Source organism: Kitasatospora sp. NPDC058170 (assembly GCF_042883905.1).
Classification (GTDB): domain Bacteria; phylum Actinomycetota; class Actinomycetes; order Streptomycetales; family Streptomycetaceae; genus Kitasatospora.
Genome location: NZ_JBHVUV010000027.1, coordinates 88,229 through 107,778 on the forward strand (window position 1 = coordinate 88,229; position 19,550 = coordinate 107,778).

A 19,550-nucleotide genomic window follows, 5' to 3' on the forward strand; every position below is an offset into this window, starting at 1 on the left:
GGCAATAGGGTCGGGGTATGCAGCAGACCGACCACAGCAGTGCCGCCGCGGCTCCGGCGCGCCCGGCGTCGCCTCCGAGCGGCCTGTCCCCGTCGCGCGCGGGGGATTTTCTGACCTGCCCGCTGCTGTACCGGTTGCGGGTGATCGACCGGCTGCCGGAGCCGCCGAGTCAGGCGGCGACCCGCGGCACCCTGGTGCACGCGGTGCTGGAGCGGCTGTTCGACAGCCCGGCGGCGGATCGGACGCCGGACCGGGCGCTGGGCCTGTTGCGCCCGCAGTGGGAGCGGTTGCTGGGCGAGCGCCCGGAGCTGGTCTCGCTGTTCCCGGACGACCCGGACGGCGCGGCGCTGACCCGCTGGCTGGCGGACGCCGAGAAGCTGGTCGAGCGGTGGTTCCGGTTGGAGGATCCGACCCGGCTGCACCCGGTGGAGCGGGAGCTGTACGTGGAGACGGCCCTGCAGTCGGGGCTGCTGCTGCGCGGGTACATCGACCGGGTGGACGTCGCGCCGACCGGTGAGGTCCGGTTGGTGGACTACAAGACCGGCCGCGCGCCCTCGCGGGACTTCGAGGGCAAGGCGATGTTCCAGATGAAGTTCTACGCCCTGGTGGTGTGGCGCTGGAAGGGCGTGATCCCCAGGCGGCTGCAGCTGGTCTACCTCGGCGGTGGCGGGGACGTGGTCAGTTACGACCCGGACGAGGCGGATCTGCTGGCGGTGGAGCGCAAGCTGCAGGCGCTGTGGGAGCGGATCTCGCTCGCGGTGGCCACCGGGGACTTCCCGGCCACCCGCAACCGGCTCTGCGACTGGTGCGACCACCAGGCCAGCTGCCCGGAGTTCGGCGGTACTCCCCCGCCGTATCCGCTGCCGCTGGCCCGAAGGTCCGACGAAGACGATCCCACGGGGGATCCGATGAGCAAGGAGTCCTAGGTGACGATCCGAGTGCTGCTGGTCGACGACCAGCCGCTGCTGCGCACCGGTTTCCGGATGATCCTGGAGGCCGAGTCCGACCTGGTGGTGGTCGGCGAGGCCGGTGACGGTCAGCAGGCGCTGGACCAGGTCCGGGCGCTGCAGCCCGACGTGGTGCTGATGGACATCCGGATGCCCAGGATGGACGGCGTGGAGGCGACCCGCCGGATCGCCGGCCCGGGGCGGGACGGTCCGGCCAAGGTGCTGGTGCTGACCACCTTCGACCTGGACGAGTACGTGGTGGAGGCGCTGCGCGCGGGTGCGAGCGGCTTCCTGTTGAAGGACGTGCCGGCCGAGGAGCTGGTGCAGGCGATCCGGGTGGTGGCGGACGGCGCGGCGATGCTGGCGCCGAGCATCACCCGGCGGCTGCTGGACATGTACGCCACCAAGCTGCCCTCGGGCGAGGAGGCGCCGCCGCAGGCGCTGAACGCGCTGACCGAGCGCGAGCTGGAGGTGCTGAAGCTGGTGGCGCGCGGGCTGTCGAACGCGGAGATCGCGGCGGAGCTGTTCGTCAGCGAGACGACGGTGAAGACGCACGTCGGCCATGTGCTGACCAAGCTGCAGCTGCGCGACCGGGTGCAGGCGGCGGTGTACGCGTACGAGAGCGGGCTGGTGCGTCCGGGCGCGCTCTGAGCCCGTGCGGCTCCGGATGTGACGGTGGCCCGTCCGCTCCCCTTGCACCCTGGGGGGAGCGGACGGGCCACCGTGCTGAGGGCGGCTCAGTTCACCGAGCTACTTGCCGACCCGGCTGATCTCCCAGAAGCGGAAGACGCCGGTGGTGTCGACGGTCGACTCCACTCCGGTGATGTTGGAGCGGGAGACGAAGAAGGCCTTGTTCTGGAACAGCGGGATCAGCGGCGCGTTCTCGGCGACGATGGCCTGGATCTGGTTGAAGGTCGCGGCGGCGGCGCCGCGGTCGGCCTGCTTGAGGCTCTCGGGCACGAGCTTCTGGCTGATCCGGGGGTCGTCCCAGCCGTGGTGGTACGAGCCGCCCTCGACGATCAGCGGCGCCACGTAGTTGTCGGCGTCGGGGTAGTCGGCGAACCAGCCGATGATGTACGCCTGGTACTTGCTCTCGGTCCAGCCCTTCTTGAAGGTGTCCCAGTCCGCCTCCTGCTGGACCGTGACCTGGAAGAGGCCGCCGGCCTCCAGCTGCTTCTTCAGGGCGTCGGACTCAGCGCCCTCGGCGCGCGAGCGGGACCAGGTGAGGTTCAGCTTGACCGGCAGCGGGACCTTCGCGGCGGTCAGGATCGCCTTGGCCTTGTTGACGTCCTGGTCGCCGTACTTGTCGAAGAAGGCGGTGTTGTGGCCGATGACGCCGGCCGGGACCATCGAGTACAGCGGCTGGACGGTGCGCGCGAAGACGTCGCGGGCGAGCGCCTTGCGGTCGATCAGCTGGGCCGCGGCCTGCCGGACGGCGAGGTTGCCGCCGGTGGCGTCCTTGGTGTTGAAGACCAGGGAGCGGGTGTCGTTGCTGTCGCCCTCGACGACCTGCAGGTCGGTCTTGCCGCCCTGCTGGTCGGAGCGGATCTGGGCGGCCGTGTTGGGTTCCAGGCTGTTGTCGGTGAGGTCGACGTCGCCCTTGTCGAGCGCGGCCTTCAGTTCGACGGCCTTGTCGAAGTAGCGGAGCGTGAACTTCTTGTTCCGCAGCTTGGCGTCGCCGGTGTACTTGTCGTTGGGCGTGAGGACGACCTTGCCCGGGATCTTGGCGCCGCTGCCGGCCGTGATGGTGTCGACCGAGTCGATCTTGTACGGGCCGGAGCCGACCAGCTGGTCGTTGGCCAGCAGCTTGTCGGCGGGGAAGACCTGGTGGTCGACGATGGCACCGGCCGGGCCGGCCAGCTTGGCGGGGAGCACCGCGTCGGGCTGCGAGAGGTGGAAGACCACCTCGGTGTCGCCCTTGGCCTCGACGGACTTGATCGAGTCGAGCAGGCCGGAGGGGCCGTTCTCGTCCTTGATCTTCTTGCTGCGCTCGATGGAGAACACCACGTCGGCGGCGGTCAGCGGGTGGCCGTTGGAGAACTTCAGGCCGGCGCGCAGCGTGCAGTGGTAGAGCGTGGCGTCGCCGGCGGTGAACTCGCAGGACTGCGCGGCGTCGGGGCTCGGCGAGCTGGAGGCCGCGGGGAAGGTCAGCAGCGACTGGAAGGTGTTGCGCAGCAGCAGCCAGGAGCCCGCGTCGTAGGCGCCGGCCGGGTCCAGCACGCTGGTGAGCGAGGTGGTGCCCATGGTGATCGCCTTGTCGCCGTCCCCCTTGACGGCGTCCGTGACCGAGCCGCAGCCGGCCACGGAGACGGCGACCAGGCCGGCACAGCCGAGCACTGCCAGTCGTTCAGCTGAGTTCTTCACGCGTCGCGTCCTTCTGGGTGCGGTCCGGCAGGGGGCCGGTCGGCCCGCGGTGGGGTCCGCCTCCGGGGTTGCGGAGGGCGCGCGCGGGCCGGGCCGTGCGACCGCGGACGGACGGGGTTGGCCGTCAGTGGCGGTGGCAGGGCTCGGGGGGTGGGGAACGAACTGGAGTAGCGTGCCATATCGAACACGCGGCACCGGTACGCGTACAGGTGACAGTTGGGACACGAGGGGACGGATCCGCGGCGGCGATCCGACGAGTTGTCAGGCAATGCCCGTTTTCTCCCGGGACGACCCCGGAATGCGGCTGGTTCCGACCGCTTACCGGCGAGTAGGATGCCGCCGCAATGAGACGATAATCACACGCGCGAGGCGACCAGCGAGCGCAGCAGTTCAAGATCGACCTGCTCCAGCGAGGACAGCACCAGCCGTCCGGGGGCCGGCTCGATCGCCGCCACCGAGGGCACCGCGATCACCGGGCAGCCGGCCGCCTCGGCCGAGCGCACCCCGGTCGGCGCGTCCTCCACCACCACGCAGCGGGCCGGTTCGGCGCCGAGCCGACGCACCGCCTCCAGGTACGGGTCCGGGTGCGGCTTGGTCCGCGGCACCTCGTCCCCCGCGACCGAGAACGCGAAGTGCCGCGAGCCCAGCGACTCCAGCACGATGTCGATCACGTGCCGGTGCGAGGCCGACACCAGGGCGGCCGGGATCCCGTGCGCGGCAAGGGTGTTGAGCAGCCGCTCGGCGCCCGGCATGAGCGGCACGCCGCCCGCCAGCAGGTCCACGAAGCGCTGGTTGATCAGCACCGTCAGATCGGCCGGCGCGATGTCCACCCCGGTGGCGCCGATCAGGTAGTCGAGCACCCGGCTCATCGGGCCGCCGACCACGTGGACCCGGTCCTTCTCGTCCAGCGCGTAGCCCAGCTCGGCGAAGAGCGAGGCCTCGGCCTGCCACCAGAACTCCTCGGTGTCCACCAGTGTCCCGTCCATGTCCAGCAGCACCGCCTGGAGGCCCCGGCCGTCGCCCTGGTCGAGGGTGCGCGTGGCGGTGGAGATGGTGGTCATGGGGGGAGTCCTTCCGTCCGTGCCCCGGGCCGCAGGGCCCTGGGGATGGCACAGGCCGGCCCGCTGGTGAGCGGACCGGCCCGTTCAGGATGATCCAGGATACGCCCCGACCGCCCGGAAAGGGCGAACGGTACGCGACGCGGGGGCTACCGCGCGTTGAAGTACTTGGCCTCCGGGTGGTGGATCACGATCGCGTCGGTGGACTGCTCGGGGTGCAGCTGGAACTCCTCGGAGAGCACCACGCCGATCCGCTCCGGCCTCAGCAGCTCGGCGATCTTCGCGCGGTCCTCCAGCTCCGGGCAGGCCCCGTAGCCGAGCGAGAACCGGGCGCCCCGGTACTTCAGCGCGAACATGTCCTTGACGTCCTGCGGGTCCTCGCCGGAGAAGCCCAGCTCGAAGCGGACCCGGGCGTGCCAGAACTCGGCCAGCGCCTCGGCGAGCTGCACCGAGAGGCCGTGCAGCTCCAGGTAGTCGCGGTAGGAGTTGTTGGCGAACAGCTCGTTGGCCGCCTCGGAGATCCGGTTGCCCATGGTGACCACCTGCAGGCCCACCACGTCCTTGACGCCCGACTCCTCCGGGCGGAAGAAGTCCGCCAGGCAGAGCCGGCGCCCGCGCCGCTGGCGCGGGAAGGTGAACCGGGTGCGCTCGGAGCCGTCCTCGTTGTAGACGACCAGGTCGTCGCCCTTGGAGTTCGCCGGGTAGTAGCCGTAGACCACGGCCGCCTCCAGCCAGCCCTCGGTCTGCAGCCGGTCCAGCCACATCCGCAGCCGCGGCCGGCCCTCGGTCTCCACCAGCTCCTCGTACGAGGGCCCGTCGCCGGTGCGCGCCGCCTTGAGGCCCCACTGGCCCTTGAAGAGCGCGTCCTCGTCGAGCCAGGAGGCGTAGTCCGCGAACGGCACGCCCTTGACGATCCGGTCGCCCCAGAACGGCGGGGCCGGCACCGTGTTGTCCACCGAGACGTCGGAGCGGACCTGGCCGAGGTTGACCTCCTCCGGCTCCTCGACCTCAACCCGGGCGTGCCGGCGCTGCTTGAGCTCCGGCAGGCTGGCGCCGGGCACCCCGCGCTTGACCGCGATCAGCGCGTCCATCAGCCGCAGGCCCTCGAAGGCGTCCCGGGCGTAGCGGACCTCGCCCTCGTAGATCTCGTGCAGGTCCTGCTCGACGTAGGCCCGGGTGAGCGCCGCGCCGCCGAGGATCACCGGGTAGTCGGCCGCCAGCTTGCGCTGGTTCAGCTCCTCCAGGTTCTCCTTCATGATCACGGTGGACTTCACCAGCAGGCCGGACATCCCGATCACGTCCGCGCGGTGCTCCTGCGCGGCGTCCAGGATCGCCGAGACCGGCTGCTTGATGCCCAGGTTGACCACGTTGTAGCCGTTGTTGGACAGGATGATGTCGACCAGGTTCTTGCCGATGTCGTGGACGTCGCCCTTGACGGTGGCCAGCACGATGGTGCCCTTGCCCTCGTCGTCGGACTTCTCCATGTGCGGCTCCAGGTGGGCCACCGCGGTCTTCATCACCTCGGCGGACTGCAGCACGAACGGCAGCTGCATCTGGCCGGAGCCGAACAGCTCGCCGACCACCTTCATGCCGGCCAGCAGCGTGCTGTTGACGATCTCCAGCGCGGGGCGCTCGACCAGCGCCTCGTCCAGGTCGGCCTCCAGGCCGTTGCGCTCGCCGTCGATGATCCGGCGCTGCAGGCGCTCCTCCAGCGGCAGCGCCGCCAGCTCCTCGGCCTTGGAGGCCCGCATCGAGGTCGAGGAGACGCCCTCGAACAGCTGGAGCAGCTTCTGCAGCGGGTCGTACCCCTCGGCCCGGCGGTCGTAGACCAGGTCGAGCGCGACCTCCCGCTGGTCCTCGGGGATCCGGGCCATCGGCAGGATCTTCGAGGCGTGCACGATCGCGGAGTCCAGGCCGGCCTCCACGCACTCGTTCAGGAAGACCGAGTTGATCACCATGCGGGCGGCCGGGCTGAGGCCGAAGGAGATGTTGGACAGGCCCAGGGTGGTCTGCACGTCCGGGTGGCGGCGCTTGAGCTCCCGGATCGCCTCGATGGTCTCGATGCCGTCCCGGCGGGACTCCTCCTGCCCGGTGCCCAGGGTGAAGGCCAGGCAGTCGACCAGGATGGAGCCCTCGTCGATGCCGTACTCGGTGGTGAGCTGGGCGATCAGCCGCTCGGCGATCGCGACCTTCGTGTCCGCGGTGCGGGCCTGGCCCTCCTCGTCGATGGTCAGGGCGATCAGGCCGGCGCCGTGCTCGCGGGCCAGCGAGGCGATCCGCCCGAAGCGGGTGTCCGGGCCGTCGCCGTCCTCGTAGTTCACCGAGTTCAGCAGCGCGCGGCCGCCGAGCGACTCCAGGCCCGCGCGCAGCACGTCCGGCTCGGTGGAGTCCAGCACGATCGGCAGGGTGGAGGCGGTGGCCAGCCGGCCGGCGATCTCCTTCATGTCGGCGACGCCGTCGCGGCCCACGTAGTCGACGCAGAGGTCCAGCAGGTGGGAGCCGTCCCGGATCTGGTCGCGGGCGATCTCCACGCAGGCCTGCCAGTCCCCCGCCAGCATCGAGTCGCGGAACTTCTTCGAGCCGTTGGCGTTGGTGCGCTCGCCGATCGCCAGGTACGAGGTGTCCTGGCGGAACGGCACCGCCTGGTAGAGCGAGGCCGCGGACGGGTCCGGCTGCGGGGTGCGGACGACGACCGGCCGGCCCTGGACCCGCTCGACCACCTGGCGCAGGTGCTCGGGGGTGGTGCCGCAGCAGCCGCCGACCAGCGACAGGCCGTACTCGCGGGTGAAGGTGTCGTGCGCCTCGGCCAGCTCCTCCGGGGACAGCGGGTAGTGCGCGCCGTCCTTGCCCAGCACCGGCAGACCGGCGTTCGGCATGCAGGACAGGCCGATCTTCGCGTTCTTGGCCAGGTAGCGCAGGTGCTCGCTCATCTCGGCCGGGCCGGTGGCGCAGTTCAGGCCGATGTAGTCGATGCCCAGCGGCTCCAGGGCCGTCAGCGCGGCGCCGATCTCCGAGCCCAGCAGCATGGTGCCGGTGGTCTCCACGGTCACCTGCACCAGCACCGGCAGGTCGAGGCCGGCCTCGGCGAGCGCGCGCTTCGAGCCGAGGATGGCGGCCTTGGTCTGCAGCAGGTCCTGGCTGGTCTCCACCAGCAGCGCGTCCGCGCCGCCCGCGATCAGGCCGGCCGCGTTCAGCTGGAAGCCGTCGCGCAGCACCTCGTACGGCGCGTGGCCGAGGGTGGGCAGCTTGGTGCCGGGGCCGATCGAGCCGAGCACCCAGCGGGTCCGGCCGTCGGCGGCGTGCGCGTCGGCGACCTCGCGGGCGATCCGGGCGCCGGACTCGGACAGCTCGAAGATCCGCTCGGCGATGTCGTACTCGCCGAGGGCCGAGAAGTTGGCGCCGAAGGTGTTGGTCTCCACGCAGTCCACGCCCACACCGAAGTAGGCCTCGTGGACGGAGCGGACGATGTCGGGCCGGGTGACGTTCAGGACCTCGTTGCAGCCCTCCAGGTTCTGGAAGTCCTCCAGACTCGGATCCTGGGCTTGGAGCATGGTGCCCATCGCCCCGTCGGCCACGACCACGCGGGTGGCGAGTGCCTCGCGCAACGCGTTCGCGCGGATCTGCTGGATGGTGGACGGGTCGGCTGCAGTGGCCATGGGGCTTCTCCCTGGGTGCGACGGCTGTCGGCTTTGCGACCCCGCTGACTCGGGGCCGCACGTGGCCAGGGTATCCGGCCCACGGCGTGAGCCGTTGGAGCATTTCGTATCCTGAGCGCTCGGCCGCAAAGGGGGAGCAACACGATGGCCAGGTTCCGGACACATGCCCGTCGGGTTCGAACGGCGCTGGGGGCGCCGTTTCGGGCCGTGCGCCTGCGGTGGCGGGGGTGGTCGCGGTGGCAGCGGGCCCTGGCCGTGGGCCTGCTGCTCCCGGCCGTCCTGCTCGCGCCGCCGGGCACGGCGGCCCTGGCACTGCGGCTGCAGTACGTCGGGGAGCCGTCCCCCGAGGCCCGGACCAGGGGCCGGGACGCGGTCTGGCTGGGCCACGCCTGGGTGGACGGCCGAAAGGGTGACGCCGACCTCACCGCCCTCGCCGCCCGGCTCGCCGGCACCGGCATCCACGACCTGTACGTGCACACCGGCCCGCTGGAGCACGACGGCTCGCTGCCCGAGGCCGTCCACCCGCGGGCCCGCTGGTTCACCGACGCCGTGCACCGGGCGCTGCCCGGCATCCGGGTGCAGAGCTGGCTCGGCGACGAGGTGAAGCCGGAGAAGGACGCCCTGGACCTGGAGGACGCGGCCACCCGGGACCGGGTCACCGCCTCCGCGCGGTCCGTCCTGGACCTCGGCTTCGACGGGGTGCACTTCGACATGGAGCCGATCCGCCCGGGCTCGGCCGGCTGGCTGGCGCTGCTGGACCAGGTGCGCGAGGTGACGTCCGCGCGCGGCGCACCGCTCTCGGTGGCCGCCCCGCAGATCGACCCGCTGCCCGGGCTGCACTCGGCCGGCATCCTGCTCACCGACCACGGCAAGTGGTGGGACCAGGCCTACTTCGCCGAGACCGCCCGCCGGGTCGACCAGATCGCGGTGATGACGTACGACTCCAGCATGCCGACGGCCTCGCTGTACGGCGGGTACAACGCCCTGCAGACCGAGCTGGCGCTGGAGGCCACCCCGAAGGACGTGGACCTGCTGATGGGCCTGCCGTTCTACTGGGAGGACAAGTGGGGGCACTGGGGCAAGGCGGAGACGGTGGACGCCGCCATCCGGGGCATCCGCCTCGGCCTGGGCCGCCACGACCTCCAGCGGCGCAACTTCGGCGTCGGGCTGTACGTGGACTTCGCCGCCACCGAGGAGAACTGGGCCGACTACCGGCGCGGCTGGGTGCGCTGAACCCGGGCCGCCGGGCCTGCCCGGACGCGCCCCGCCGGGGCCGGCCTACGCCAGCCGGTGGGCCAGCGCGCCCAGGTAGCGGTGGACGGAGCTGTCCTCGCCCAGCACGTAGTGCGAGACCGCGCGGTACACCGGGCGGTAGACCTCGCCGCGCTCGGTGACGGTCAGGGTGCAGCCCTCGCCGGCCGGGGTGAGGGTGTACGTCCAGGTGCCGCCGTAGGGCAGGTCCTGGTCCGCGATGCCGGTCACCAGCCGGTGCGGCGCCTCGCTCTCCACCACCTCGTACGTGGTGTGCCCGTGCCGGTCGTACTCGCGCCAGCGGACCCGGCCGCCGGCCGCGGGCAGCCGCTCCACCTGGGACAGGCCCGGGCGCCACGCCGGGTACAGGTCGATGTCCGTCAGCACGTCCCAGACCGCGCCCGGCGGCTGCGCCAGGTCGAGCCCGCCTTCGGTGACGTGCTCCACCGGCAGCCGCCGGCCGGCCGCCGCCGCGGCCACCGCCGCCCCGGCGCCGACCGCCACCACCGCACCCGCGCCGATCCACAGCCATCTGCTCATCCGCCCGGCTCCTCACACCCGCCGTCCGGCCCCGACTCCATCATCGCGCCGCCCCGCCACGCGGGCACGACAGCGACTGTGCGTGCCCGTTCCGCTACGATCCGTGCCCGATGGGCCGAGGCGGACCGCGCCCGGCCGCCGGAACCCCCGGAGTACCGCCGTGCAGCGCCACCGCCTCCTGGCCGCCCTGGCCGCCACCCCCCTGCTCGCCCTCACCGCCGCCGGCCCCGCCCGCGCGGTGGACACCTCCGCACTGGACGCCCCGCCCCGGTACGCCGCCCTCGGCGACTCCTACGCCGCCGGGGCCGGGGCCGGCGGCTACGAGCAGGACGGCGGCGACTGCCACCGCAGCGCCAACGCCTACCCGGCGCTCTGGGCCGCCGACCACGGCGCCACCGCCTTCCTGGCCGCCGCGTGCAGCGGCGCCACCACCGCCGACGTGCGGCGCGACCAGCTGCCCCGGGTGGCGGCGGACACCGGACTGGTGACCCTCACCGCCGGCGGCAACGACCTCGGCTTCGCCCAGGCCGCCGGCGACTGCCTCCAGCCGCTGACCACCGAGAGCCGCTGCGACCGCACCCTGGACGAGGCCGAGCGGCGGCTGCGCGAGGAGCTCCCGGACCGGCTCGCGGAGCTCTACGACGGCGTCCGGGCCGCCGCCCCGGCTGCCCGGGTCGTCGTCACCGGCTACCCGCACCTGCTGCGGACCGGCACCACCTGCCTGATCGGCACCGACCCGCGCCGGCAGCGGTTCAACGCGCTCACCGACGAGCTGGACGAGCTCGTCCGCCGTCAGGCCGAGACCCGCGGCTTCGCGTTCGCCGACGTCCGGACCGCGTTCGAGGGCCACGAGGTGTGCGCCCCGGCGGGCCGGGAGTGGATCACCGGCATCGTCCTCCCCCGGCTCTGGGAGTCCTTCCACCCCACCGCCGACGGCCAGTCCCTCGGCTACCTCCCGGCCGTCACCGCGGCCGCCGGCCCGCGCTAGGTGGCGCCCGGGACCAGGCCCGGCGGGGCGCCCTCGGCGGCCCGCGGATAACCGCTGGATCCCGGCGCCCCGCTCCCCCAGACTGTCCCGGTGCCCGGCCGAGGTGCGCATCAAAGCCCGTAGGCTGGGCAGGTAGGGACCATGGAGCGAGGCGTTCCATGGGTGACGAGAGGTTCGACAGTCGGCAGCCGTCCCGCCGAAGCCCCGGCAGCCCGCCCGGGGCCTGGCACGGACGACCGCCGACCGGAGGGAGACGCTGGGTGATCGAGCTGGAAGATGTTCCCGAGTTGATCGACCCGGTGATGGTCTGCGCCTTCGAGGGCTGGAACGATGCCGGCGACGCCGCCTCCGCGGCCGTGGCGCATCTGGACGACACCTGGAGCGGCAAGGTGTTCGCCGCCCTGGACGCGGAGGACTACTACGACTTCCAGGTCAACCGGCCGACGGTCTGGCTGGACGGCGGAATCCGCCGGATCACCTGGCCGACCACCCGGCTCTCGGTGATCCGGGTCACGGAGCCCAAGACCCGGGACGTCGTGCTGGTGCGCGGCATCGAGCCCAGCATGCGCTGGCGCTCGTTCTGCAACGAGCTGCTCGGCTTCGCGCACGAGCTGGGCATCGAGCTGGTGGTGATCCTGGGCGCGCTGCTCGGCGACACCCCGCACAGCCGCCCGGTGCCGGTCAGCGGGGTCACCTCCGACCCCGACCTGGCCCAGCGGCTGGACCTGGAGGAGAGCCGCTACGAGGGCCCGACCGGGATCGTCGGCGTGCTCCAGGAGGCCTGCACGCACGCCGGGGTGCCGGCCGTGACGCTCTGGGCGGCGGTGCCGCACTACGTCGCGCAGCCGCCGAACCCCAAGGCCACCCTGGCGCTGATCAACAAGCTGGAGGACTTGCTGGACCTGCGCATCCCGCCGGGCGAGCTGGGCGAGGACGCCCGGGCCTGGCAGCTGGGCGTGGACCAGCTCGCCGCCGAGGACAGCGAGGTGGCCGAGTACGTGCAGCAGCTGGAGGAGGCACAGGACACCGCCGAGCTGCCGGAGGCCTCGGGCGACGCGATCGCCCGGGAGTTCGAGCGCTACCTGCGCCGCCGGGAGAACGTCGGCCCGACGGGCGAGAAGCCGGTCGCCGGTCACGCCACGGCGGAGCGGCCCAGCGAGCCCGAGGCGCCCGGCGCCCGGGAGGCCCAGGAGGGCGACGCGGACGACTGATCCGCGACCGGCCGCCGGGTGACCGGGCGGGCCGGCGGCGGGCAGGCACGCACGTCGAAGGGGTGCCGGGAGAAGTCTCCCGGCACCCCTTCGGTGTGCTGTCTTCGACGTGCTGCGGGCCGTCCGGCCCGGTCCGTCAGGACCTAGTGCCGCGTCAGGCAACCTTCGCCCCGTCGCGACGCCCGGCACGCACTCTCGCCGCACCGGCCGAAAGCCCAAGTACGTCCAGTACGAGGGCTTCCGGCCGGCACGCCGATAGCACGCACCGGACGCCGCTCCTTGACGGGCAAAAGTTGCCTGACGCAGCACTAGAGCGCGACGCCGAGCAGTGCGTCCACGGTGCGCGAGACCAGGCCCGGCGCGCCGATGTCCGTGCCGCCCGCGGACTCCTGCCGGTCGGCCCAGCGGTCGACCGCGGCCAGCGCGGCGGGCGCGTCCAGGTCGTGCGCGAGTGCCTCGCGGACCTCGGCGAGCAGTCCCTCGGCCGACGGGCCGTCCGGCCGGGACACGGCGGCACGCCAGCGGGCGAGGCGCTCCAGGGCCTCGTCCAGGGTGCCCTTGGTCCACTCCCAGTCCTCGCGGTAGTGGTGCGAGAGCAGCGCGAGGCGGATCGCGGCCGGGTCGACGCCCTCGCGGCGCAGCGCGGAGACGAACACCAGGTTGCCGCGCGACTTGGACATCTTGTGCCCGTCCAGGCCGACCATGCCGGCGTGCACGTAGGCCTTGGCGTACGGGCGGTCGCCGGTGGCGACCTGGGCGTGGGCGGCGCCCATCTCGTGGTGCGGGAAGGAGAGGTCGCTGCCGCCGCCCTGGATGTCGAAGGACATGCCGAGGTACTTCAGGGCGATCGCCACGCACTCGATGTGCCAGCCGGGGCGGCCGTGGCCGAGCTCGGTGTCCCAGGCGGGCTCGCCGGGGCGGGCCGCGAGCCAGAGCAGGGCGTCCAGCGGGTGGCGCTTGCCCGGGCGGTCCGGGTCGCCGCCGCGCTCGGCGAAGACCGGCCGCATGGCGTCGGTCGTGAGGCCGGAGACCTCGCCGAAGTGCGGGTCCGACTCGACGGAGAAGTAGATGTCGCCGTCGACGCGGTACGCGGCGCCGCTCTCCAGCAGCTTCTGGACCAGCGGGACGATCCACGGGATCGACTCGACGGCGCCGATGTAGTGGGCCGGCGGGAGCAGCCGCAGGGCGGTCATGTCCTCGCGGAACAGCGCGGTCTCGCGCTCGGCGAGCGCCGTCCAGTCCTGGCCGGTGGCGACGGCGCGCTCCAGCAGCGGGTCGTCCACGTCGGTGACGTTCTGGACGTAGAGGACGTCGTGGCCGGCGTCCTTCCACACCCGCTGCACCAGGTCGAACGCGTTGTAGGTGGCGGCGTGGCCCATGTGGGTCGCGTCGTAGGGAGTGATGCCGCAGACGTAGATCCGGGCGGTGCCGTCCTGCGGCACGACCTCACGGATACACCCCGCTGCGGTGTCGTGGATACGAAGGGGGAGCCCCTGACCAGGCAGGGCGGGAACCTCGGAGGCGGGCCAGGCATGCATGGAACTGACTTTAACCTTGCGAACATTTGAAAGCCTAACCAGTGCACAAGATCGACTGGATTCGTTGTCCGAGCGGTTCCTTACTGATAAGGACCAGCCATTGACTGCTTTCGGACGTTCTTCGGGGAATAAGTCGACGGTGCGTCGGATGCGCGGATGAGCGCCCGGCCGGCCCTGCCGCCGGCCGGGCGCCCGGCCCTCGGGGTGCGCGCGGAGCCGCTAGGTCAGGACCTAGACGCGCTGCCAGAGGGCCGGCACGTTCGGCGGCTCCCAGCCGGTGATGGCGGTGTGTGCCTGGAGGCACCGGTAGGAGGCGCCGGCGTAGGTGACCCGGTCGCCCGCGTTGTAGAGCGTGCCCGCGGCCCAGCTGCCGCCGGGCGGGGTGGTCGGGGGCGTGGTGGGCGGGGTGGTCGGCGTGGTGGGGCTCGGGCTGGTGGGCGGCGTGGTGGGGGTCTGCGGCACGTTCAGGACGAAGTCGTAGGTGCCCTCCTTCGCCGAGCCGACCTGGCGGACGTTCATCAGCAGCCGTGCGTCGTAGATGGTGTCGGTGCTGTTGCGCGGCTCCCCGGGGAAGTACAGCTGGGTGGTGAGGACCGGGCGGCCCGGGGCCTGGACCTTCACGTGGATGTGCCGGGTGCGGCCCGGGTAGAGGCCGGGGACGATCGTGGAGAGGGTGAACGCACCCTGCGCGTTGGTGAACTGGTGGCCGCGGAAGGTGAAGCCGACGTTGTCGTAGGCGCCGTTGACGTCGGCCTGCCAGAAGTCCAGCAGGGCGTTCGCGATCGGCAGGCAGGCCCGGCCGAAGACGTAGCCGCTGACGGTGAGCCGGGTGCCGGGGGTGTTCGCCGTCACCAGGGAGGTGCGCAGCGGGGAGTTCGGCTTGAAGTAGGGGCCCTCGGTCTGTTCGATGGTCGGATCGTCGTCGTCGTGGCAGGCGGGGGTCAGACCGGGCGCCTCGCCGGTGCCGACCCGGTCGCGGGCGAGGGCCACGCCGCCGCCGATCAGCAGCGGGGCGGTGCCGAGGACGGCGGCGGCCTTCAGGACGGTCTTGCGGCTGATCCGGCGGTCGATCAGGCCCTCCGGCCCGGTCGCGGGCTCTTCGGGTGCGGGCATGCGCCGACTCCTTCGCTGAGAGAGACGTGGGGGAAAGCGGGGGTCGGCCCTTGTCATGGTGGGGGCATGACAAGGACCGGGCCGGTGGCCGCCCTCCGCAGCGGGCGGCCACCGGCGGCCAGTAGGAAACCTACGGGCCGTCCGGCGCGGCCGCGATGGACCCGATCCGGGGATCGTGGTGATTTCCTCCGACCCGGGCACGGAACTCCCCCGGCGTCATGCCGGTCTCCCTGCGAAAGAACCGGCAGAAGTACGCCGGGTCGTCGAAGCCGGTCTCCCGGGATATCTGTCGGACCGTCAGTTCGGTGCAGGCGAGCAGTCGTTTGGCCTCCAGGGTCTGCTGCTGGCGGATCAGCCGGCCGGGGGTGCGGCCGGTGGACTGCTTGACCAGGGTGTGCAGATAGCCGGGCGAGACCCCCAACTCCTGGGCGCAGGAGCCGACCGAGCGCCGCACCCCGCCCGGTTCGGCGATCAACCTGGTGAAGGCGGCGGCCAGTTCGGCCGGACGGCCGGGCGCGGCGGCGCCCTCCTCGGGTGCGCGGGCGCGCAGCGCGCGGACGATCAGGACGTGCAGTAGGGCCCGGAGCACACCCGGGTAGCCGGCCGGGCGGGAGCGGAACTCGTGCTCCATGTCCGCCAGCAGCGCGATGATCGGGGCGGCCTGCTCGCCGAGCCGCAGTCCGGGCCGGGCGGCCAGGGTGCGCAGCGAGACGAGGTCCCGGGGGTTGGAGAGCAGGAAGTCCTCGTTGAACAGGACGACGTGCCCGGCCAGGTCGTCCGCGTCGTCCCAGTAGTGCACCTGACCGGGGGTGATGACGCACAACTGGGGTGGCTGCAGCGGCCGGTGCACCAGGTCCACGACGTGGGCGCCGCGGCCGCCGGTGACCAGGACGATCTCGTAGAAGGAGTGCCGGTGGGGGAAGCCGGCCCGGGAGAGCGGGCCGATGGTGTCGAAGGTGCCGATCGCGAACGGCAGCAGGTGCGGCAGCGGGACCTGTAAGCGGTGCAGCGGCAGGTCCAGTGCGCGGGCGGCGTTCACGGCGCGGTCCGGGGTGGGATGGCCGGGGCGGGGGTGGTCCGGGCCCGGTCCGGGGTCGTCCGTCGCTCGTTCATCGGAGCAGTGTGCGACCCGTCCACCGCACCGGTCCAGACCAATGCACGCCCCGGCACGGGACCGGGCCCCGAACCGGGCTGCGGAGCCGCCTTGAAGGCGGGCCCTAGATCGGCGGCCAGGGGATGGCGGGCCACTCCTCGGACGGCAGCGGGTGGCGGCCGGTGCCGCGCAGCTCGGCGATCCGGGCGCGGGCGGCGGCGAGTTCGGCCGCGGTCAGGTGCGGGGCCAGCCGCTCGCCGAGCGCGCCGTCCAGCTGCCCGGCCAGGTCGGCCAGCACCTCCAGCGCCTCGGCGGGAAGCGGCTCACCGGCCCAGCCCCAGAGCAGGGTCCGCAGCTTGCCCTCGGTGTTGAAGGTGACCCCGTGGTCGATGCCGTAGATCCGGCCGTCGGCGGCCGCGATCAGGTGGCCGCCCTTGCGGTCGGCGTTGTTGAGGACGGCGTCCAGGACGGCGAGCCGGCGCAGCCGCCGGTCGTCGGGGTGGACCAGCAGCGCGGTGCGCCCGCCGCCGACGTCGGCGCGGACGATCGGCAGCCAGCCGGCCTCCGGACCGGCCGGGTCCTGGAGGGCGAGCAGCGGGTCGGCGCCCGGGTCGGGTTCGACCCAGAGCTGCACCATGCCGGGCCCGTGCGGGCCGTCGCGCAGCACGGTGGGCGGGATCAGCGCCCACCCGGTGGCGGCGGCGACCTCGTAGGCGGCGACCTCCCGGCCGGCCAGCGTGCCGTCGGGGAAGTCCCAGAGCGGGCGTTCGCCGGCCACCGGCTTGTAGACGGCCTGCGCGGACCGCCCGTCCGCGCTGATGCTGCAGTACAGCGCGGCGTTGGAGGCGTCGGTGAGCCGCCCGTGGACGGTGAGTTCGCCCTCGCGCAGCAGGCTCAGCGCGGTCGGCACGTCGGCCGCCAGGGCTGCGCCGGCCACCGGGTCGGCCTGGGGAGGGGTGTCGGTGTTCAGCGCCGGTAACCGTTCGCGCGCGGGCACAGGTGGCCCTCCGGGTCGAGCGGCAGGTTGCAGAACGGGCAGGGCTTGCGGCCGGCCGCGACCAGGTCGAGCGCCCGCTTGGCGAACACCCGGGCCATCGCGCCGGAGAGCCGTACCCGGAGCATGTCGGGGCCGTTCTCGTCGTCCTCGAAGACGGCCTCGGCGGCGGCCTCGTCCTCTTCCGCTTCCTCCTCCTCGATCACCGCCTGGGCCTCGACCACCAGGCAGGCGTCGACGCTGTCCCAGGCCAGCGCCATGGTCCCGACCCGGAACTCCTGTTCCAGCGGCAGGTCGAGCGGGGCGGTGTCGAGCAGGTCGACCGGGGCGGCGGCGGGGATCGCGGCGTCGCCGCCGCTGCGCCGCAGGGCCTCGTCGAGGACCTCCTCTATCCGCTCGGCCAGCGCGGCGACCTGGGTCTTCTCCAGCAGCACACTGGTGATCCGGCCCCGGGCGCTGGCCTGCAGGTAGAACGCCCGGGCGCCGGGTTGGCCGACGGTACCGGCCACGAACCGTTCGGGCTGGTCGTAGAAGAAGACCTGACGGGGCACGCTCTCGCTCCGGATCGTTTCGATCGTTCCGACGTCTTCCGACGCCGTGGCTGGACTGGACGTGACGGGCTGGGCCCCTGCGCGGGCTCGTTAGTCACCCTACGACTTCCGGGCCGGGCCCGGGGCGCCGCGCCCGTTACGGGCGGGTGACCTGCGGCGGGCGGCTTGCCGCACGGACCGGAGGCCGGGGTGTTCGGGCGGCCGGGCGACCGAACCGGCCCGAGCCGGGCGGGCCCGGCGATCGACCGGGCGGTCGGCGCGGGGCGGTTGACGCGGGCGGGTTGACGCCGGGCGGTCGGGGTGAGGCGGTCGACGTGGGCCGTCGGCCGGGGCGGCCGGCTCAGGCCGTGCCGGTGGCGCCGCCGACCACCGCGTCGCCCGCCGGGGCGCCCCCGCCGCCGGGCCTGGGTGCCAGCGAGGAGAGGTCGCCGGTGTCGCCCATTCTCAGCACGAAGGGCCGCTGGGGGGTGTAGCGGATCGCGGTGACCGAGCAGGGGTCGACGTTGATCCGCTGGAAGTGGTCCAGGTGCAGGCCGAGCGCGTCGGCCACCACGGCCTTGATCACGTCGCCGTGCGAGCAGGCGATCCAGACCGCGTCCTCGCCGTGCTCGGCGGCGATCTTCCCGTTCCACTCGCGCACCGCGTCCACCGTGCGGTGGCTCAGCTCGCGCAGCGACTCCCCGCCGGGGAAGACGGCCGCCGCCGCGTGGTCCTGGACGGTGCGCCAGAGCGGTTCCCCGGCCAGCTCGGCGAGCGGGCGGCCGGTCCACTCGCCGTAGTGGCACTCGCCGAGGCGGTCGTCCTGGGCGGGCCCGCCCAGCTCGGGCCGGGCGGCGAGCAGCGGCTCCAGAGTCTGCCGACAGCGTTCCAGCGGGCTGCTGACGGCCTGCGCCAGCGGGATCCCGGCGAGCCGGCCGGCCAGTGCCTCGGCCTGGGCTCGCCCGGTGTCGTCGAGGTCCACCCCGGGCGTCCAACCGGCCAGGATTCCGGCGGTGTTCGCGGTGGAGCGGCCGTGGCGGACGAGCAGCAGGGTGGGCATGGGGCCTAGCGTACGACAACGCCCGCGGCCGGGTGCCGCGGCGGTCGCGGGTGCGCTGCGGGCCCGCTGCGGAGGTGCTGCGGGGTGCGCTGGGGCGTGGCCTGCGGGGGTGGCCCGCGGGTGTGCGCTTCCGGTGGAGATGGCGCCGATGTCCGTCGCGAGCGGCCACAATGGCCCGCATGATCGTGCATTGCGCCCTCTACCGTGCCGGCCGCCGCATCGAAGGGCCCGAGGACTACTCGGACGCCCTGGCCGCCGCGCGGGCGGCCGGCGACGGCAGCTTCGTCTGGATAGGCCTGTTCGAGCCCACGGCCGAGGAACTGGACCTGGTCAGCACGGAGTTCTCGCTGCACCCGCTGGCCGTCGAGGACGCCGTCGGCGCCCACCAGCGGCCCAAGGTGGAGGCGTACCAGGACTCGCTGTTCGTCGCGCTCAAGACCGTGGGCTACCACCCCGGCGGGCACGCGGTGACCACCGGCGAGGTGATGATCTTCGTCGGGGACGGCTACGTCATGACGGTCCGCCACGGCGCCGACAGCCCGCTCGGCGAGCTGCGGGCGGAGCTGGAGCAGCAGCCGGACGTCCTGCGGTACGGGCCGAGCGCGGTGCTGCACTCGGTCTGCGACACGGTGGTGGACGGCTACCTCGACGTGGCCACCGCCCTCCAGGCGGACCTGGACGAGCTGGAGGCCGACGTCTTCGCCCCCGGCCGGGTCGGCCGGGACACCGCGGGCCGGATCTACGGCTACAAGCGCCAGCTGGTCGCGGTCCGCCGGGCCACCGGCCCGCTGGTCGAGCCGATGCTGCGCCTGGAGCGCGGCGGCGTGCCGTTCGTCCGCCCCGAGGCGCTGCCCTACCTGCGGGACGTCGCCGACCACCTGGCGCGGGCCAACGACCAGGTGGAGGGCATGGACCGGCTGCTGTCCGACATCCTCAGCGCCAACCTGGCGCAGGTCAGCGTGCAGCAGAACAACGACATGCGGAAGATCTCGGCGTGGGCGGCGCTGGCGGCCGTCCCGACGATGATCGCGGGCGTGTACGGCATGAACTTCGAGCACATGCCCGAGCTGCACCAGCCCTGGGGCTACCCGGCCGCGGTGGGGCTGATGGTGCTGGTCTGCGCCGTCCTGCACCGGGTGTTCAAGCGGCACGGCTGGCTGTGACGGCCGGCGGGTCCGTGAGCCGTGCGCCCACCGACCCGCCAGCC

Annotated in this window: 16 protein-coding genes; 6 read left to right on the forward strand and 10 right to left on the reverse strand. The window is 73.0% G+C overall.

What is annotated here, in order from left to right:
• Positions 1 to 17: 17 nt before the first annotated feature.
• Positions 18 to 926, forward strand: a complete 909-nt coding sequence (locus ACFVVX_RS28165) for a RecB family exonuclease (RefSeq protein WP_387949507.1) — start codon at positions 18 to 20, stop codon at positions 924 to 926.
• Positions 927 to 1,598 carry a response regulator transcription factor gene (locus tag ACFVVX_RS28170; RefSeq protein WP_030299918.1) on the forward strand — a complete coding sequence of 224 codons (672 nt, stop codon included), beginning with the start codon at positions 927 to 929 and terminating at the stop codon, positions 1,596 to 1,598. It begins immediately after the preceding gene.
• Positions 1,599 to 1,697: 99 nt separating this feature from the next.
• Here ACFVVX_RS28170 and ACFVVX_RS28175 read toward each other — a convergent pair whose 3' ends face one another.
• From ACFVVX_RS28175 to metH, 3 genes are all read right to left on the reverse strand, one after another.
• Positions 1,698 to 3,311 (reverse strand): ABC transporter substrate-binding protein, encoded by a 1,614-nt coding sequence (locus tag ACFVVX_RS28175; RefSeq protein WP_387949509.1) that lies wholly within the window; start codon positions 3,309 to 3,311, stop codon positions 1,698 to 1,700.
• A gap of 356 nt (positions 3,312 to 3,667) precedes the next feature.
• Positions 3,668 to 4,372 (reverse strand): HAD family hydrolase, encoded by a 705-nt coding sequence (locus ACFVVX_RS28180; RefSeq protein ID WP_387949511.1) that lies wholly within the window; start codon positions 4,370 to 4,372, stop codon positions 3,668 to 3,670.
• 146 nt (positions 4,373 to 4,518) lie between these two features.
• A complete protein-coding gene (metH, locus tag ACFVVX_RS28185; RefSeq protein WP_387949512.1) occupies positions 4,519 to 8,025 on the reverse strand; it encodes a methionine synthase in 3,507 nt (1,168 codons plus the stop codon).
• Between the two features lie 207 nt (positions 8,026 to 8,232).
• On the opposite strand from metH, the gene ACFVVX_RS28190 reads away from it, so the two are divergent.
• Positions 8,233 to 9,258, forward strand: a complete 1,026-nt coding sequence (locus ACFVVX_RS28190) for a hypothetical protein (RefSeq protein WP_387949514.1) — start codon at positions 8,233 to 8,235, stop codon at positions 9,256 to 9,258.
• A 45-nt stretch (positions 9,259 to 9,303) separates the two neighbouring features.
• On the opposite strand, the gene ACFVVX_RS28195 is transcribed toward ACFVVX_RS28190, so the two are convergent.
• On the reverse strand, positions 9,304 to 9,816 hold the full coding sequence (locus ACFVVX_RS28195) for an SRPBCC domain-containing protein (protein ID WP_387949516.1): 513 nt from the start codon (positions 9,814 to 9,816) through the stop codon (positions 9,304 to 9,306).
• Positions 9,817 to 9,976: 160 nt separating this feature from the next.
• Here ACFVVX_RS28195 and ACFVVX_RS28200 point away from each other — a divergent pair, with 160 nt between their 5' ends.
• Positions 9,977 to 10,804, forward strand: coding sequence for an SGNH/GDSL hydrolase family protein (locus ACFVVX_RS28200; protein WP_387949518.1), 828 nt, complete (start codon positions 9,977 to 9,979; stop codon positions 10,802 to 10,804).
• 260 nt (positions 10,805 to 11,064) lie between these two features.
• Positions 11,065 to 12,015, forward strand: coding sequence for a PAC2 family protein (locus tag ACFVVX_RS28205; protein WP_387949520.1), 951 nt, complete (start codon positions 11,065 to 11,067; stop codon positions 12,013 to 12,015).
• Positions 12,016 to 12,323: 308 nt separating this feature from the next.
• Here the strand turns inward: ACFVVX_RS28205 and mshC are convergent, their stop codons facing one another.
• From mshC to ACFVVX_RS28235, 6 genes are all read right to left on the reverse strand, one after another.
• Positions 12,324 to 13,553, reverse strand: a complete 1,230-nt coding sequence (gene mshC / locus ACFVVX_RS28210; RefSeq protein WP_387949522.1) for a cysteine--1-D-myo-inosityl 2-amino-2-deoxy-alpha-D-glucopyranoside ligase — start codon at positions 13,551 to 13,553, stop codon at positions 12,324 to 12,326.
• 231 nt (positions 13,554 to 13,784) lie between these two features.
• Positions 13,785 to 14,666, reverse strand: coding sequence for a carbohydrate-binding protein (locus ACFVVX_RS28215; protein ID WP_387949523.1), 882 nt, complete (start codon positions 14,664 to 14,666; stop codon positions 13,785 to 13,787).
• A 130-nt stretch (positions 14,667 to 14,796) separates the two neighbouring features.
• Positions 14,797 to 15,705 carry a helix-turn-helix domain-containing protein gene (locus tag ACFVVX_RS28220; protein WP_387949525.1) on the reverse strand — a complete coding sequence of 303 codons (909 nt, stop codon included), beginning with the start codon at positions 15,703 to 15,705 and terminating at the stop codon, positions 14,797 to 14,799.
• A gap of 178 nt (positions 15,706 to 15,883) precedes the next feature.
• Positions 15,884 to 16,756: an SCO1664 family protein gene (locus ACFVVX_RS28225; protein ID WP_387949527.1), complete on the reverse strand. Its 873-nt coding sequence runs from the start codon at positions 16,754 to 16,756 to the stop codon at positions 15,884 to 15,886.
• Entirely contained in the window at positions 16,726 to 17,304 is a 579-nt protein-coding gene (locus ACFVVX_RS28230) for a DUF3090 family protein (protein ID WP_387949529.1), read from the reverse strand. The genes ACFVVX_RS28225 and ACFVVX_RS28230 overlap by 31 nt, the downstream gene beginning before the upstream one ends.
• Positions 17,305 to 17,644: 340 nt before the next feature.
• Positions 17,645 to 18,343 (reverse strand): histidine phosphatase family protein, encoded by a 699-nt coding sequence (locus ACFVVX_RS28235; RefSeq protein ID WP_387949531.1) that lies wholly within the window; start codon positions 18,341 to 18,343, stop codon positions 17,645 to 17,647.
• 170 nt (positions 18,344 to 18,513) lie between these two features.
• Between ACFVVX_RS28235 and ACFVVX_RS28240 the strand changes: the two genes are divergently transcribed.
• On the forward strand, positions 18,514 to 19,506 hold the full coding sequence (locus tag ACFVVX_RS28240; RefSeq protein WP_387949533.1) for a magnesium and cobalt transport protein CorA: 993 nt from the start codon (positions 18,514 to 18,516) through the stop codon (positions 19,504 to 19,506).
• The last annotated feature ends 44 nt before the right edge of the window (positions 19,507 to 19,550 follow it).